18 protein-coding genes are annotated in these 16,045 nt (G+C 42.0%); all 18 read left to right on the plus strand.

The window, feature by feature from the left end; all coding sequences use genetic code 11:
• Position 1: 1 nt before the first annotated feature.
• The 18 genes from EL241_RS02690 (at position 2) to EL241_RS02775 (ending at position 16,029) form a co-directional block, all read left to right on the plus strand.
• Positions 2 to 841 (plus strand): oxamate carbamoyltransferase subunit AllH family protein, encoded by an 840-nt coding sequence (locus EL241_RS02690; protein WP_036107794.1) that lies wholly within the window; start codon positions 2 to 4, stop codon positions 839 to 841.
• A complete protein-coding gene (arcC, locus tag EL241_RS02695) occupies positions 838 to 1,785 on the plus strand; it encodes a carbamate kinase (RefSeq protein ID WP_126320328.1) in 948 nt (315 codons plus the stop codon). The genes EL241_RS02690 and arcC overlap by 4 nt, the downstream gene beginning before the upstream one ends.
• 34 nt (positions 1,786 to 1,819) lie before the next feature.
• Positions 1,820 to 3,178, plus strand: coding sequence for a hypothetical protein (locus tag EL241_RS02700; protein WP_003757758.1), 1,359 nt, complete (start codon positions 1,820 to 1,822; stop codon positions 3,176 to 3,178).
• A gap of 20 nt (positions 3,179 to 3,198) precedes the next feature.
• The gene (locus EL241_RS02705) at positions 3,199 to 4,425 is read left to right on the plus strand and encodes an amidohydrolase family protein (protein WP_003757760.1); all 1,227 of its coding nucleotides are present in this window, start codon (positions 3,199 to 3,201) and stop codon (positions 4,423 to 4,425) included.
• Positions 4,426 to 4,528: 103 nt separating this feature from the next.
• A complete protein-coding gene (locus EL241_RS02710; protein ID WP_036107798.1) occupies positions 4,529 to 6,193 on the plus strand; it encodes a peptide ABC transporter substrate-binding protein in 1,665 nt (554 codons plus the stop codon).
• A 14-nt stretch (positions 6,194 to 6,207) separates the two neighbouring features.
• Positions 6,208 to 7,521 carry an amidohydrolase gene (locus tag EL241_RS02715; RefSeq protein WP_077912838.1) on the plus strand — a complete coding sequence of 438 codons (1,314 nt, stop codon included), beginning with the start codon at positions 6,208 to 6,210 and terminating at the stop codon, positions 7,519 to 7,521.
• On the plus strand, positions 7,521 to 8,744 hold the full coding sequence (locus tag EL241_RS02720) for an amidohydrolase (RefSeq protein WP_036107801.1): 1,224 nt from the start codon (positions 7,521 to 7,523) through the stop codon (positions 8,742 to 8,744). The genes EL241_RS02715 and EL241_RS02720 overlap by 1 nt, the downstream gene beginning before the upstream one ends.
• A 10-nt stretch (positions 8,745 to 8,754) precedes the next feature.
• Positions 8,755 to 9,969: an amidohydrolase family protein gene (locus EL241_RS02725; RefSeq protein ID WP_036107804.1), complete on the plus strand. Its 1,215-nt coding sequence runs from the start codon at positions 8,755 to 8,757 to the stop codon at positions 9,967 to 9,969.
• A 95-nt stretch (positions 9,970 to 10,064) separates the two neighbouring features.
• Positions 10,065 to 10,820 (plus strand): type I methionyl aminopeptidase, encoded by a 756-nt coding sequence (gene map / locus EL241_RS02730; RefSeq protein ID WP_036107807.1) that lies wholly within the window; start codon positions 10,065 to 10,067, stop codon positions 10,818 to 10,820.
• 410 nt (positions 10,821 to 11,230) lie between these two features.
• Positions 11,231 to 11,527: a WXG100 family type VII secretion target gene (locus tag EL241_RS02735; protein WP_036105062.1), complete on the plus strand. Its 297-nt coding sequence runs from the start codon at positions 11,231 to 11,233 to the stop codon at positions 11,525 to 11,527.
• 69 nt (positions 11,528 to 11,596) lie between these two features.
• Complete coding sequence (locus EL241_RS02740; protein ID WP_126320329.1) at positions 11,597 to 11,884, plus strand: TIGR04197 family type VII secretion effector; 288 nt, start codon at positions 11,597 to 11,599, stop codon at positions 11,882 to 11,884.
• A 15-nt stretch (positions 11,885 to 11,899) separates the two neighbouring features.
• The gene (locus EL241_RS02745; protein WP_126320330.1) at positions 11,900 to 12,253 is read left to right on the plus strand and encodes a DUF3958 family protein; all 354 of its coding nucleotides are present in this window, start codon (positions 11,900 to 11,902) and stop codon (positions 12,251 to 12,253) included.
• 8 nt (positions 12,254 to 12,261) lie between these two features.
• Positions 12,262 to 13,578 carry a T7SS effector LXG polymorphic toxin gene (locus tag EL241_RS02750; protein ID WP_269471792.1) on the plus strand — a complete coding sequence of 439 codons (1,317 nt, stop codon included), beginning with the start codon at positions 12,262 to 12,264 and terminating at the stop codon, positions 13,576 to 13,578.
• 13 nt (positions 13,579 to 13,591) lie between these two features.
• Positions 13,592 to 14,131, plus strand: a complete 540-nt coding sequence (locus EL241_RS02755; protein ID WP_126320332.1) for a hypothetical protein — start codon at positions 13,592 to 13,594, stop codon at positions 14,129 to 14,131.
• Positions 14,128 to 14,418 carry a DUF4176 domain-containing protein gene (locus EL241_RS02760; RefSeq protein ID WP_036103377.1) on the plus strand — a complete coding sequence of 97 codons (291 nt, stop codon included), beginning with the start codon at positions 14,128 to 14,130 and terminating at the stop codon, positions 14,416 to 14,418. The genes EL241_RS02755 and EL241_RS02760 overlap by 4 nt, the downstream gene beginning before the upstream one ends.
• A gap of 94 nt (positions 14,419 to 14,512) precedes the next feature.
• Complete coding sequence (locus tag EL241_RS02765) at positions 14,513 to 15,034, plus strand: hypothetical protein (RefSeq protein ID WP_036103376.1); 522 nt, start codon at positions 14,513 to 14,515, stop codon at positions 15,032 to 15,034.
• A 186-nt stretch (positions 15,035 to 15,220) separates the two neighbouring features.
• A complete protein-coding gene (locus EL241_RS02770) occupies positions 15,221 to 15,511 on the plus strand; it encodes a hypothetical protein (RefSeq protein WP_036103373.1) in 291 nt (96 codons plus the stop codon).
• A 245-nt stretch (positions 15,512 to 15,756) separates the two neighbouring features.
• A complete protein-coding gene (locus EL241_RS02775) occupies positions 15,757 to 16,029 on the plus strand; it encodes a toxin-antitoxin system YwqK family antitoxin (RefSeq protein WP_232020847.1) in 273 nt (90 codons plus the stop codon).
• The last annotated feature ends 16 nt before the right edge of the window (positions 16,030 to 16,045 follow it).

Consider the following 16,045-nt stretch of genomic DNA (forward strand, 5'->3'; position numbering starts at 1 on the left):
CGTGAATTCTTCCGTTGGGACTATTTCGCTGACTTCAGAGGGGACGGCATGCAGCAGTTACGCGCTGCGCCGCCTTGAAGAAGGACGAGCCGGCTATGTGCGAAGTATCTTTCAAACCAGCTTGAACATTGAAGCGGAAGGTTTTCTATTTCACATCGGGGAAGAAACTGCCGGACTTTCCTGCAATGGTTGTACATTGACTCGAGCAGGCATACGCACGTTACTGGCAACTGCTTCGATCGATGATCTAGTTCTGTTCCGTTCCGGCTTACTGCGTATTTTCACCAGAGGGGGAGTTATCCATCTGGACTTGTCAAAACTCAAACAATGTTCGCTGAAGCTACCGAGTGGAAAGGCAGCAGATCAGCTGGGAAATTTACCACTACTTACGCTCCCTTCCCATGAAAAATTGGCACGCTCGCTGACAAAGTTAGCCACTCCGTTAGTAGAGAGGGATCATCGTAGCTTGCAACTTGATATGCTAGGTTTGGGCGAAGGATTGACACCTTCTGGAGATGATATGCTGGTCGGCTACACCGCCGTTTTGCAAATCGCCAATGCCTCGCTTTTACCATTATGGCTAAAGGCTCTCCGCAGCCTGCCGCTGGAAAAAACTACTAGTGTAGCAGCCTCCTATATAGAAGCAGTCTGCGAAGGGCAAGTAAGCGAAGCACTTTTTGACAGTTTGACAGCGGAAGGTGAAAAAATGCAGCAAGAAGCCTTCCAAAAGCTGCTGCAGCTGGGACATACATCTGGGAATGACACATTGCTTGGTATGCAAGCAGCACTGATTTATTTAAAAATAACAAATCATACGAAACACATAGGGGGAGCATTATGAAAAAAAGAGTTGTGGTCGCATTAGGCGGTAATGCCATTTTAGACGGTGACGCATCCGCAGAAGCCCAACAAGCCAATATTGAGAAAACAGTAGCATATTTGCTGAATTTTATCCAAAATGGCGATGAATTGGTGATCGCTCACGGCAATGGTCCGCAAGTTGGAAATTTGATCTTGCAACAGGCAGCAAGCGATTCAGAAGAAAATCCAGCAATGCCGCTAGACGCTGCCGTGGCAATGACACAAGGCAGTATCGGCTATTGGCTGCAAAACGCATTGGACAATGCGTTAGCGGCGCATCATATCGATAGGGAAGTTGCTACAGTATTGACACAGATCATAGTTGATAAACAAGACGATGCCTTTTTGAATCCTACTAAGCCGATCGGTCCTTTCTTATCAGAAGCAGAAGTGAAAACAGCTGCAGCAAATAATAAGGCCTTTCGTTTTATTGAAGATTCCGGCCGTGGTTTTCGCCGCGTGGTTTCTTCGCCAAAACCGCTGGCGATCAAGGAGAGCAAAGTCATTGCCAATCTTGTCAGCGAAGCCGTTATCACGATTGCTTGTGGTGGCGGAGGCATTCCGATCTATCAAGATGGCGACAGTTATCAAGGTATCGAAGCAGTGATCGATAAAGACTCTGCCGCGGAGCGTTTGGCTGCCGACATTGATGCAGATATCCTCATTATTTTGACAGGTGTCGATAATGTTTATGTGAATTTCAACAAACCGAATCAGCAGAAATTAGGACACGTCACCTCTGAAGAACTACGCGTTTGGGCGGGAGAAGGACAATTCCCGCCAGGAAGCATGCTGCCGAAAGTCGAAGCAGCGATCGATTTTGTCGAACGTACTGGGAAACAAGCAATTATCACTTCTTTAGAAAACTTACAGCATCCCGAAGAGGGAACCGTGATTTCCAAAGCAAGTCATACAGTTTCGTAAAAACAGATTGGCCAAAAAAAGGAGGTACAACGGCATGACCAGAAAAAGAACGCTTATCATGGCATTGTTTGGGATCGTATTTTATCTCGTATCCGCGATTCCTGTTTATGCGGCAGAGATCGATAAAGCCGCTCATCCAAAAGGATTCATGGCTATTTTAGTGATTATCCCGCTTATCATCGTCTTGCTGCTTTTATTCTTAAAAGTGGATATGATCATTGCAGGACTTGTGGGCGGCGTGATCGCCATGCTGATCGGGGGAATCGGCTTAGCGGAAGCAAACAAACAGTTTATCGAAACGATTCCGACAATGCTGACAAACACAGTACCGATCATCAACTCAGCGATCGCCATGGCGGTTTTTAAATCGGGTGGCTATTCCGCAGCACTTACACTGGCAAAACGAGCAACGAAAGGACGCGTAGAATTAGTATCTGCCTTTATCGTTATCTTGCTCGCAGCAGCCACTTACATGTCCGGTATCGGCGGCGGTAGTGCAATGGTTATTGCTCCGCTAGCGTTTGCAGCAGTTGGTGTTATTCCAGAATTGATTGCCGGGATGTCGCTGGCAGCGGCAGTATCTTTTACCACCTCACCGGCATCATTAGAATCGAGCATCGTGTCGCAATTAGGTGATATCAGTGTCGGCTCTTATGTAGCAACAATGCGTCCGTACTGGCTGTTTTTCGTCCTTGTTGCCGTGATCTTAGCTTATTGGGGAACAAAAAGAAGAAACGTCGGCTTCAAACAGGATGAGAACGACACCTTCCAACATATGAACAACAAACAATTATTTAAGATCACCATTCCAGCTATTTTCTTACTATTTGCCGTTATTTTAGGACCGGTAGTCAATAAATTGATCGGCTTTGAGTTATTATCGCCATTAGTTTACATGGTCGTTACCTTTATTTTGATTTTCTTGTGTACAGAATTTAAAATGAATCAGACGGTAGAATCTATGGTAGACGGTTCTACATACATTTTGACACGATTATTCCAAGTAGGGATTTTCTTATCCTTTATCAACATTATTGCAGAAACTGGTACATTCGGTGTTATCGCCGGTGTTGCAAGATCAGCACCGGAAGCTGTGGTTGTTCCAGTTGCCGTGATAACAGGTATTTTGATTGGTATACCTGCTGGCGCCTATGTCGGCTCGGTACTGACACTCGTGCTTCCGGTTGCCGTATCATTAGGATTTTCACCGCTTGCATTAGGTTTTGTAACGATCGGGGTCGGGCTTGGAAGTCAAATGAGTTTTGTCAATATTACGATGCAGGCATTATCTTCCGGATTCCAGATACCGATTTTAGAGGTTGTAAAAGGAAACGTGAAGTGGATAAGTTTAGCTTCGGTACTGCTACTTATCATTGCATTGATTTTCGCATAAAAAGGATGAGGTGATAGAAAATGGATTTATTAATCAAACAAGTTCGTCTTAAAGACGGTGAACCATTAAAAGATGTGGCAATCGATAAAGGTGCCATTATCGCAATCAACGAAACCATCACAGAAACAGCAGATCGTGTGATCGAAGGGGAAGGCCGCGTGCTGATCCCGGGCCTAGTAGAAAGCCATATCCACTTAGATAAAGCATTGATCGCAAGTCGCAAACCCAATCAGTCGGGGACGTTGCAAGAAGCAATCGCCGTAACCGCTGAATTAAAACCGACTTTCACGGAAGAGGATGTGTACAGCCGGGCAAAAGAAGCCTTAGAAATGGTGATCGCACATGGCGTCACATCGATCCGGACTCATTCGGAATTCGATCCAGCGCAAGGCTTTACCGGCTTCAAAACGATTCTTCGCCTAAAAGAAGAGTATAGAGATCTGGTAGATATGCAAGTCGTCGCTTTTCCGCAAGAAGGTATCTTTAAGGCACCAGGAACGGAAAAAATGATGTACGAAGCTATGGAAATGGGGGCCGATGTTGTCGGCGGGATCCCTTACAACGATGCACCTGCAAAAGAACATATCGATCTTGTTTTTGAGATCGCAAAGAAATACGGTGCGGATGTCGATCTACATCAAGACTTTGCTGATGAAGCTGATGAGATATCGATCGAATACCTTTGCGAAAAAACAATTGCAGAGGGCTATCAAGGCCGCGTATCAGTAGGTCATCTAACTGCGCTGCACGCTTTACCGGAAGAAAAACTAACACCGATCATTGCAGCAATGGCGAAAGCCGACATCAGCGTGATGGCATTGCCGGCAACGGATCTGCACTTGGGTGCCCGGAAAGATCCATATAATGTCCGCCGTGCCGTGACACCGATTCGTAAATTACGCGATGCCGGCGTTAATGTGTGCTTGGCGACTAACAACATTCGCAATGCTTTCACACCATACGGCAATGGCGATCTAGTGCAAATCGCCATGCTTGCAGTACCAGTAGCGCATTTGGGTGGTGCTGATGACCTGCCTTCCGTTTTACCGATGATCACGACTAATCCAGCCAGAGCGATCGGACTTAAAAAATATGGCATTGCAGTCGGCAATCAAGCAGATGTAGTGTTATTAGATACAAAAGTGGTCAATGATGCTATTATCGACATCCCAGAACGGCTATTTGTGATCAAAAGCGGCCGCGTGACCGTAGAAACGACCAAAGAAGTAAAAATCAATCGTGCGTAACCTAGCTGAGAGCGTGAAGAGAGTTTTTCTCTTCACGCTTGACAGCTATGCTATAATATATTCTAAAAATTAAGTTTTTTCAGAAAATAAAGGGGGATTTATATTGAAAAAGGTAAATCGAAAACTATTGGTAGGAATATTGGCATTGTTAGTCGTATTCGCGACAGCATGTGGAGAAAATACAGCAAACGGAAGCAATGGTGGTAAGGTGAAACAATCCTTTACCGTAACATCCGCAGCAGAGATCTCGACCATGGATCCGGCACTTGCGACGGATACAACTTCTACATTGGCAATGAGCCAGGTCTATGAAGGTCTATACGTGCTAGGTAAAAAGGATGAATTCGAGCTTGGCGTGGCAGCGAAAGAGCCGAAAATCTCAAAAGATAAGAAAACTTACACATTTGATCTTCGCAAAGATGCCAAATGGTCGAATGGCGATCCGGTCACTGCCGATGATTTTGTATACGCATGGCGGAAAATGGTCGATCCAGCAACCGCCTCACCAAATGCAGATGTCTTCTCCGGCGTTATCAAAAATGCGGAAGCCATTTTCCAAAAGAAAAAACAAGTAGATGAATTAGGCGTGAAAGCAATCGATAAGCATACCTTAGAAGTGCAATTAGAAGTTCCGATTCCATATATCAAGTCCATACTTTCATATTCCGTGTTCTTCCCTAAAAACCAGAAATTCAACGAAAAACAGGGTAAAAAATACGCTAAAAGTTCAGATAATTTAGTTTATAATGGGCCATTCCAATTGGCGAATTGGAATGGAACTTCGAAAGAATGGTCCTACAAGAAAAATCCGGAATACTGGGATAAAAAGAAAGTGAAACTAACCGATGTCAATGTAACTGTTGTAAAATCACCGGGAACGGGCATCAATCTTTTCAATACCAACAAAGTAGATGTTATCAACAAATTGGATTCCGAATATGCAAAACGTTACCTCAATGATAAAAATTTCAAATCCGTACCGCAGTTCGTCACATTCTTTTTGAAACTAAACCCGGAACGAAATGGCAAAAAAACACCACTTGCGAACGAACATATGCGCAAAGCAGTTGCCCAAGCATTTGATAAAAAACAATTCACCGATCAAGTATTGAGCGATGGTTCTACCCCGACAGATCAACTGATCCCGAAAGGTCAATCCAAAGGTCCAGATGGTAAAGAAGACTTTACAACTGCTGCAGCAAAGGCGAATGACTACCTGACATATAACAAAGCAGCTGCGCAAAAAGAATGGAAACTTGCTCAGCAAGAATTAGGAAAAAATGTAACGCTTGAATTTTTGACAGATGATACAGATATCGCGAAAACATCCTCTGAATATTTCCAATCACAATTAGAAACCAATCTGCCCGGCTTGAAAGTCAAAGTGAAAATGGTTCCGTTCACGAGCCGTGTCCAACTGGACAACAAGCATGACTATGATGTGGAACTTGGCGGCTGGGGAACCGACTACCGTGATCCATTGACAGTAATGCGCATTTTTAAATCAGGCAGCGGCATTGGTGGGATCGCTTATAATAATAAAGCTTATGATAAATTGATCGATGCTACCCGAACAGTGGACGCAACAAATAATTCCAAACGCATGGAAGACTTTATCAAAGCGCAAAATATGCTGATCAATGAGGATACCATGCTTGCACCGATTTACAACCGTTCCGCAGCGATCTTGTCGAGAACAACGATCAAGGATATGTACTGGCACGCATTTGGCCCAGATTACAGTCTAAAATACGCATTTGTAAAATAAACAGGAAGCGGTCGATGAGCCAGGCGAAGGAAAAAATCCTCTTCGCGTGGCTTTTGGCTGTTCAGAAGGGCAGGGAAATCATGACACATGCTTTATTGATCAAAAACGCTCGTTTGGAAACGAATTATAATACCAGCAGCGGCAGAGTTATAAGTACAGCAACCGATTATTTTGATATCCTCGTAGAAACAGGAAAAATCACGCAAATCGCAAAAGAAATTATTCCATCAGAAAAAGATACGGAAATCATTGATGCAAACGGCGCACTGATGCTTCCAAGTTTACGCGAAATGCACATCCATATTGACAAAACTTACTATGGCGGTGAATGGCAAGCAGTAAGACCAGCGACAAACGGTATCTTCACGCGTTTTGAAGAAGAAAAAGAACTATTGCCTAAACAGTTGGCAACAGCGCAAGAACGAGCAGAAAAAGTGATTGAGTTGTATTTGCGCCATGGGCATACGCATATCCGCACACATTGCAACGTTGACCCATATATCGGTACCAAACACATCGAACTCACAAAACAAGCCTTAGCAAAATATAGTGATCGCATCACCTCTGAGATCGTTGCATTCCCGCAACATGGACTGCTCCGCTCGCAAGTGACTGGCTTGATGAAAGAAGCGATGCGCATGGGTGCTGACTTGGTCGGGGGTGTTGATCCATCTACAGTTGACGGTCATATCGACCATTCTTTCCAAACGATGATGGAGATCGCAACAGAATTCGACAAAGGCCTAGATATCCACCTACATAATCCGGATACGCTTGGTGAATATGAATTTTATAAATTAGCTGCCTATACTGAAAAAGCCAAATGGCAAAATCGTGTGACGATCAGTCACGGCATTGGGCTTGCCGATTTAGAAGGACAAGCATTAGACGAAATGATCGCGCGTTTAGCAGAAGTAGGAATCGATGTCACATCAACGATCCCGATCAATCGACGCACAATACCGGTAGAAGCGTTGTATGACGGCGGTGTTTCTGTTTCTGTAGGCCATGACAGCTTGACCGATCACTGGTCGCCATTTGGCACAGGCGACACGATCGCGAAGCTCAACTTGCTCGCAGAACGTTTTAAATATCTTGACGAATATTCGCTTAGCCGGACATTGCGCTATGCAACGGGGGGAGTCACTCCTCTAAATGAAGCAGGCGTCCAAGTCTGGCCACAGCGAGGCGATCGCGCTGACTTCATCTTAGTCGACGCTGAAAGTACAGCCCATTTGATTGCTCGAAAACGGCATATCCATTATTTAGTTGCAGGCGGAAAAGTAGCTTACACAAATGAATCGCCGAAAAGATGGGAGGAAGTCTGATGGGAACGACCTTGTTGAAAAATGTCCGCTTAGAAGTCGGCGAAGAGCAACTTGATACCGGGATCCAAACTAAAACAGAACTTTTTCATGTCATGATCGAGGCAGGGAAAATAACAGGAATATCACCAGCAGTTGAGCCGATAACCGCTGAGATAGCAAAAACGATCGACGCTAAAGGGAAATTAGCAGTCCCGAGCTTTAAAGATATGCACAATCATTTGGATAAAACCTATTTATCATTGAATTGGAAAGCCGCAGTTCCGGTTTCAAGTTTGCGGGAACGTTTGATATTGGAAGCAGAGGAACTTTCCTTATTAGCACCTTCTACCAAAGAACGTGCTGAAAAAATGATCAAAAGTATTATCAGCAGAGGGACAACGCATATCCGCACACATGTCAATATCGATCCTTATATTGGGTTGAAAAATTTAGAAGGCGTCGCTGCAGCACTTGCCGAATTTGATGATATCCTCACCTATGACATCGTGGCATTCCCTCAACATGGCCTACTTCGCCATGACGTTCCGCAATTGATGCGGGAAGCGCTGCGCAGCGGTGCGACCATGGTCGGTGGACTTGATCCAGGTGGTATCGATCATGCGGTCGAACGCTCGTTAGCGCAGACCATGGACTTAGCTGTGGAAAGTGGTAAGCCAGTTGACATCCATTTACATGATAATGGGCATCTTGGTAGTTATACAGTCGAAAGTTGGTTACAATTAGTAGAAGACAGCCAAGATAAAATAACTAGTGCTTTCAGCCATGCTTTCTGCCTCGGCCAGATCGGAGTAGGCGAACGGCAGGAAATCATTACGCGACTGGCAGCGCAGCAGATGGAGATCTTGTCTACGATCCCGATCAGCTTAGGAAGTACACTACCACCGATCGACGAACTTACACAGGCTGGAGTACCAGTCCATCTCGGTTGCGACGGATTTTATGATTCGTGGAGCCCATATGTATCCAGTGATATTTTAGAAAAAGCAGCACACTTCTGCGAACTTACGCGCAAATCCGATGAACGCGGCCTCCGCGCTGGTTTGCGTCATATCACAGGCGGCATTACTCCCCTTGATGCAAAAGGTAATCAAATCTGGCCGAAAATCGGAGACGAGGCAAGCTTTGTTCTCGCAGATGTTGCCAGTTCAGCTGAATTGACGGCTAGACGACCACAAAAGCGCCAATTGATCGCGCGTGGAAAAGAAGTAGAATGGGAAAGGTAGGAATTTTAAAATGACAAAAACACAATGGTTCCAAAATGTATCAGTCGAAACGGGCTTTATCAATGAGAAAGGCTACGTCAATCGTGCAAAATTAGAAACAAAACATCTGCAAGTACAAGATGGCAAAATCATAAAAATCGTTGCGGGCGAGCTCCCGGCAACAGCAGGTGAGGAAGTTATCGATATGAAAGGTCAGCTTATTTTGCCTGGCCTTGTGGAAAAGCACTGTCATTTGGATAAAACAAAATTAGGAACAGACTTTGAACCAGTATCGCCGGCAAAAAATATCGTCGAACGCTTTGAATCAGAAATCAGCCAATTAAATGCCCTGAAGATCGCACCAGAGAAACGGACAGAAGCTTTACTGGATATTGAAATCGATCATGGAGTTTCTTTCTTCCGTTCGCACGTGGACGTAGAACCAGCCTGCGGATTAGATTATCTGGAAAATGTAAAACGCGCTATCCAAAAATACAAACATCCGATCGGCTACGAATTGATCGCTTTCCCGCAACACGGCTTCCTGCGCTCCGAATCACAAAGCTTAGTTAGACAAGCTCTCGAAAACGGTGCAACGATCATTGGCGGTGTGGATCCGTATACACTTGACCAAGATTACAAAAAATCTTTGGAGCAGACGTTTGAGATCGCCGCCGAATATCAAGCCGGCATCGACCTACATGTCCATGACCGCGATGAAGCTGGAAAAGCAACAATCAAGGAAATCATCCGCTTGACAAAAGCATATAACTGGCAAGATAAAGTCAGCATCAGCCATGCTTTTGGCCTGAATGATTTTACAGGCGAAGAACGCAAGACCGTTTTCCAAGCACTTGCTGATGAAAAAATCCACATCATTTCCAGCATTCCGATCACACCGAATACGATCCCGCCATTAGTAGAACTACAGTCTTACGGCGTCCCAGTACACATTGGCTGTGATAATGTCTATGATTCTTGGTCCGCATACGGTGACGGCAATATCCAAGAAAAATTGGCGCGCTATGGCGAACTTTTCGGCATTAAAACGTTAGAAGGAATGACAGCCAGCCTTGGCCTCGTAACAAATGGGATCACGACATTGAATCCAGCAGGAGAACCAGCATGGCCATTCGAGGGGGCAGAAGCAACTTTCCTCTTCACAAAAGCAAACAGTTCAGCAGAATTCGTCGCTCGGCAAACAGGCGTTACACATTCCTACTACCAAGGCGAAAAAATCAAATAAACCCGTAAAAACAAGGCGTTCTGAAACAAAACACTACTTTTTTTAGACATAATCCGCTAGAATATAGAAGAGACGAAAATAGAAGTGGTGAGAAAATGATAATCAAAACAGAAGAAGAATTAGCTGGAATCAGACAAGCAGGCAAAGTCTTCGCGGAAATCCGTGAAAAAGTGATTGCCCACGTTGCGCCCGGCATCACAACCAAAGAATTAGACGATATAGCAAAAGAAGCATTTTTGGAAGCAGGAGCGATCTCCGCACCAAAAGAAGACTTTCAATTTCCTGGTTACGCATGTATCAGTGTCGGTGATGAAGTCGCACACGGCATTCCCGGCGACCGCGTTATCCAAGATGGCGAACTAGTAAATATCGACGTATCCGGCGCTTATAACGGCTATTATGTCGATACAGGCAAAAGCCTCATTGCTGGATCAGTCACCGAAAAAAATAGTCAAGCCGCGAAACTAGTACAAGACACAGAAATAATTTTCAACCATGCCTTGAAAGTTATCAAAACCGGCACGACCCTACAAAAACTTGGTCGAACAGTAGAAGAAAAAGCGGAGGAACTAGGCTATAAAGTGCTTGAAAACCTGACAGGCCACGGCGTAGGTCATTCGCTACGTGATAAACCAGACTATGTTTATAATGTAGATGCTTTCTGGGATAAACAAAAGCTGAAAGAAGGCCAAGTCATCGCCTTCGAACCCTTCATTTCCACAAAGGGAATCGAAGCCGAACCAAAAAACAACGACGGCTGGACACTCACTGCCGGACCAGATTCGCTAGTTTGTCAGCTAGAGCATTCGCTGATTGTTCGTAAAGACGGAGTTGAGATCGTCACTGCGTAAAATGAATAAGGATAGTTTCTAGTACAATACCCAAAAAGCTTTGATTCCCTTCAGAATATATCGAAAGGAATCGAAGCTTTTTTGGTATTGTAAAAATATCGGAGGTAGTAAGGAAAGGAAGTTAACATTATAGTGCCTATTTTCATCTTAATGATAAGTTTGATAGTATTATGGGTAAACGTTTTGCTAGCAATGAGCGGTCAAAGCTTGAAAAAAATGTAAGACATTGGATAACGCAAATATAACAAAGTAAAGCCTAGAAAGTATAATTTCTAGGCTTTTTTATCTAATTATGGCAACTTTCTCGTTTTTTGTCAAAGAAAGTTCAGGAAATGTTCGCCTTTCGTTCGCCTCAGGCTGTGCTAAAATACAAGAGTACAGTAAAAATAGACATCAAAGGAGAGAATGAAATGGCAGGACAAATCAGAATGAGCCCGGCAGAATTACGGGATCGCGCCAAGAAATACGGGACGAGCGCACGAGAAATCGATCAGATCTTAAATAACTTGAAAAATCTACAAGAACAATTACGAGGAGAATGGGAAGGACAAGCCTTCGCACGTTTTGATGAGCAATTCAACCAACTAAAACCAAAAGTCGTCCAATTCTCCGATCTACTCGACCAGATCCAAGGACAATTAGAGAAAACAGCGACTTCTGTGGAGAACCATGACCGCGAGTTATCGCAGAACTTTGGTCTCCATTAAGGTTTCCAAAAACTGGAAAAGTCATGCACGAAGGTGTATGGCTTTTTCTACATCAAGGAGGGATCGTAAATGGCAGATGGAATCGTAAGCAATCTGGGCATTGCTCAGGGACACGCGACAAGCCTACAAAACGCACTGACCGCGTTATCTGGAAACTGGACACCAGATACGGATAAAAAAACGACCTTGCAGGGAAACACGAAGCTGCAAACGGTCAGCACGCAAGAACTAGCTTTACTAGCCTCCCTTCGTAGTGTCTTAGAACAAGATATTGCGAATATCCACAGTGTGGCAACAGATTTCGAGGCACTCGATCAACAACTACAACAAAACTTTACATTGCCATCATTACCATAGGAAGGAATGGGGACATTGGAAACAGCTACAGCGGAAGAATTAACGCAACGACTATACCGGATAGGCGAAGAAAAACAGGAAGTAGAAGGGCAACAACGGGAGCTACGTCGGTTGGAAGAAGAATTCCAAACCCATCTTCAACAAAAAAATCGGCTTTTGGATGAAATCAGTCACACGTGGCAAAAAGGACAGATGGCGCGCCGGACAACAGACCGAATGCTACAAATACGAAAAGAAGAACAAGGGTTGATGGAACGATTTTGGGAAGAAAGGGAAACGATCAAAAAAGCGCACCAACAATTGGAAGCGAAAGAAGAAGCCGTCTACTATCAGCGAAAAGCAGCTTATGAGAAGGAGGCAACATCATGAGTGTCGATATGTTTCTAGACGACGCAGACAGTCAAGTCACCGCGATCAGGAATATGTGCCGAGCCCATGTTCAAGGACTAAACAGCTTGAAAACGGCTATCTCCCAGTTTATTTTCGAGCCGATATTAATAGGGAAAACCTATGATTCCGCAAAAAATTATTTTCAAATGACGTATATCCCTGTCATCACTGGCCTGATTTTAGCGGCAGAAACTTTAGAGACGGCGGCAAAGAAACTTTCAGATCGCTATCGGTCGGATGTGGATGAAAATTCCCTTCAAGAAGCTGTTTTACGCCGACATATCGAGCAGCTGAATAAGCTCATGGCTTTCGCGGACCACTTAGCAGCAGGCGCATCAAAAAACAGTTTTTTGAAAACCGGATTTACAAAATTAGGGGAACATTACCAAGATCAACAGAAGGATGAACAAGCAAAGTTGGCAAAACTGATGGCATTTGATCCCGTATCCGCAACGCTTTTTGGTGAAGTAGAAACATTACTGGATGCGGTGGAACAAGGGTTAAAAGAGATGCGTAGTGGAAAGGGTTTTAGCGGATTAACAGGAACCTTCAGCACGATGGGATTGAATATGGATTGGGTGAAACCGATCAATGATAAATGGGAAAAAGATGAAAATATAAAAGCAGCAAATTTATCTGCTGAAGAAAAATTATATTTGGAAAAGGCAAAGCAGGATCATGAAGATGGAAGAATAAGTAATAGTATTTTTGAGTCTATTAAATCTGGGATACTTTCAACGGGGACTCAATTTATTAAAAATGCAATTGAAACAAAATTAACTGATGCGGTTGTCGAAAAAGGAGTCAATGCTGCTGTTAAATGGTTACAGGAAAGCACATTCCATTTTATGGATAGGGGGTTGGTTCCTGTACTAGTAGATGGAAGTGTTGCAACTTTTCGCGAGGCACCTACTTTTCTTAGTCAAGTAGTTCGAACAGGAGCTAGATACGGGATTCCTATTGTAGGGGCACTTATTGATTACGGAATACAAAGAGCACAAGGGGAGAGCAGTGTAGATGCAGCAATTAAAACGACTGGGCATATAGGGGCTGGAATGGCGATAGGAAGTGCAATTGGTGGTCCTATAGGAACAGCAGTAGGTTTCTTAGTGGGTGTTGGTGGATCAATGGCAGTAGATTGGGTGTATGATCATAAGGATGCTATTGTTGATACAGGAAAGAAAGTGGTACATGAAGTTTCAAAAAAAGTGGATGAAGGAATCAAAACGGTCTCTAAAGGAGTTAAAAAAATTGGGGATGCTGTTTCAGGATTCTTTGGGAATCTAGGGTCAGCTTTTGATTAGAATTGAGGATAAAATGGAAAAATTGATTTTTATTTATCGTGAAAAAGAATTGTATTCTATTTTTTATAGTAGTGATAAAAAGAAATTTATTAAAGTTCCGCATAAAAAAACAAATAGTTGGCTCTATATCATAGTTTTTATAGTTCTACTGAATGGCAGCCAATTTGCAGCTAATCTCTACAAAGAGATAAGTAACGGATACGTTAACTTGATAAGTATTATGATTAGTATAATGTTATCCTACCTGATTGCAAAAGTGTTTTACAATAATTATTATGAAATATCAGAACAGCGAGTTATGGAAGCTACTGTATTGGATGTAAGTGAATTATTTGTAAAGGGCAGAAAACAAAATAAAATATATACTATTTTAATTATTATTACCGACATAATGATGCTTTTATGTACTACTCTATTTTTTATGTTCGGAAGCTTTTTAATTTTAATAATAGTATTGCTACTATTTATCATAATGTGGATAGGGATGTTTATGCATCCCTATGCAAGGAAGAAAATTCAAAAAATTTATAAGAGAAAGGAAGATTTAGAATGAACGTTTTACCAATAGGTAGTATTGTTAAATTATATAATGGAGACATAAAATTGATGATTCTGAATAGGCTCCCTTTGTATAATCAAAAAGGACAAATTGGATATTTTGATTATTCTGCTTGTATGTATCCAAATGGAAAAGTAGAAGAACAAGTCTATTTTTTTAATAAAGAAAATATTGAAAAAGTATACCACGAGGGATATAGAGATGAGGAAGAAGTAGCATTCCAACAGGTGTATAAAGAAAAACTGAAAGTAATCACGTATCCAAAATTTAATATAGAGTAAAATGAAATTTTATATGAAATGCCTTGTACTACAAGTGAAAAGCAGCAACATTTAGATGATTTCTATGACTACTTGAAACGGGGAGAACAGACCAATGTTAAATAAGAAAAAATTCATCTTTTTATTGTTTTTCATTAGTGCTGTAGTGATTATGATTTCTGTAAGCTACTATTTTCAAGTCACGAGTTTTCCACATGTATACAAGGACCCTAAAAAAAGTAGACTAGACAAAGTAGCTACTTTAATGAATACAAAAAAATATGCGAAAGAAGCTGAGAGAGCAGGATATGAAGTGGATGATTATTATCTAAAGATGAACAAGAGAATTATACACTTAACGATTCAAGATAATCCAAAGATATTGATAAGTGCTCCTACTGATAATAAAATGAATTATGATGTTATTATTCACAAGGGATCAAAAGAAATAATCATTTCCTTAATAGTTGATAAAAAGAATCATTTGTTATTTTATGAAGGAAGCATTCATGAAAAGGGAAAAGAAACTTTAAGTTATAAGCTGAATAAAAAAGAAATTACTTATTATTATCGAACATGTGTAAATATGACAGATAAAATGTTAGAAACTATTTATGAAACGAGTTGGGGTAAGTAGTTTTCAATATTTGCCTAAGTCTAAAAACTATCATTTATGGACTATCTAAGGAAGATTTAAAAAGCTATTACTAACCAAGAGTAATAGTTTTTTGTCTACATGAATAAAGATAAACGAATCTAAAATACCATGTTTGATAAGTAACAAAATCCACCAAAAATAATACAGCACAACAAGGAGGGCATTATGACAAGTAAATTAACGATGGGCTATATATTAATGGTAGTTACATTAATATTAGGCTGGCTGGGCGCAATTGGAAATTATGGTTCATTAGGATTTGAAAATGAAATAGCGATTCTCTTGATTTTTGCAGGTCTGCCATTAATTACCGCATGTTTCTTTTTCTATTTAATAAAGATGAAAATGTTGCTGTTATTAAAAGTATTGAATGTGATATTGCTAGTAAGTGCTATTTTTATTGCGTTTTCAAACGGGGTCGCTATCTTAATTGGAATTGCTTCCTCTCACTCATAAAACCACATTCCAGAAAGACTGGTATAAAACGCTACGCGCACGCCTGATTGCTGGGTACTCTTTCTATCCATGTGAGAATTTCTTTACATCGGTAGAAGATAGCGGTAGTTTAAATTCTTTGATGCCCTTTTTCATCCATTTCTATTTTCTACACAAAAAACTAGAATCTCCCCTGGCAAATGTTTTATAATAAAACCACCTGGCTATCCTCTTTTTTTAGCATATCAAATGAGGAGATGAATAAGATGAATGGCAAATATCGAAATGGACAGATAAAAATGGAAGATCATGACGGTTTCCGTTCGTATTATTACGAAAACGGTGTTTTAAAAGCAATTGGTCATTTCGATGGGAAAATGCAGGGAGAGTGGCGTTTTTATCGGAAAAGTGGAAAACTATGGCAGGTTGGTCATTTAATGGACGACTATAAACATGGTCCGTGGCTGCGCTATGATCATAACGGGAAAATCGAAAAGGAAACGTATTTTATCAATGGGAAAGCGCAGAAAGACAAGTGAGAATAGCCGGAGACAT

Source organism: Listeria grayi (assembly GCF_900638015.1).
GTDB lineage: Bacteria > Bacillota > Bacilli > Lactobacillales > Listeriaceae > Listeria > Listeria grayi.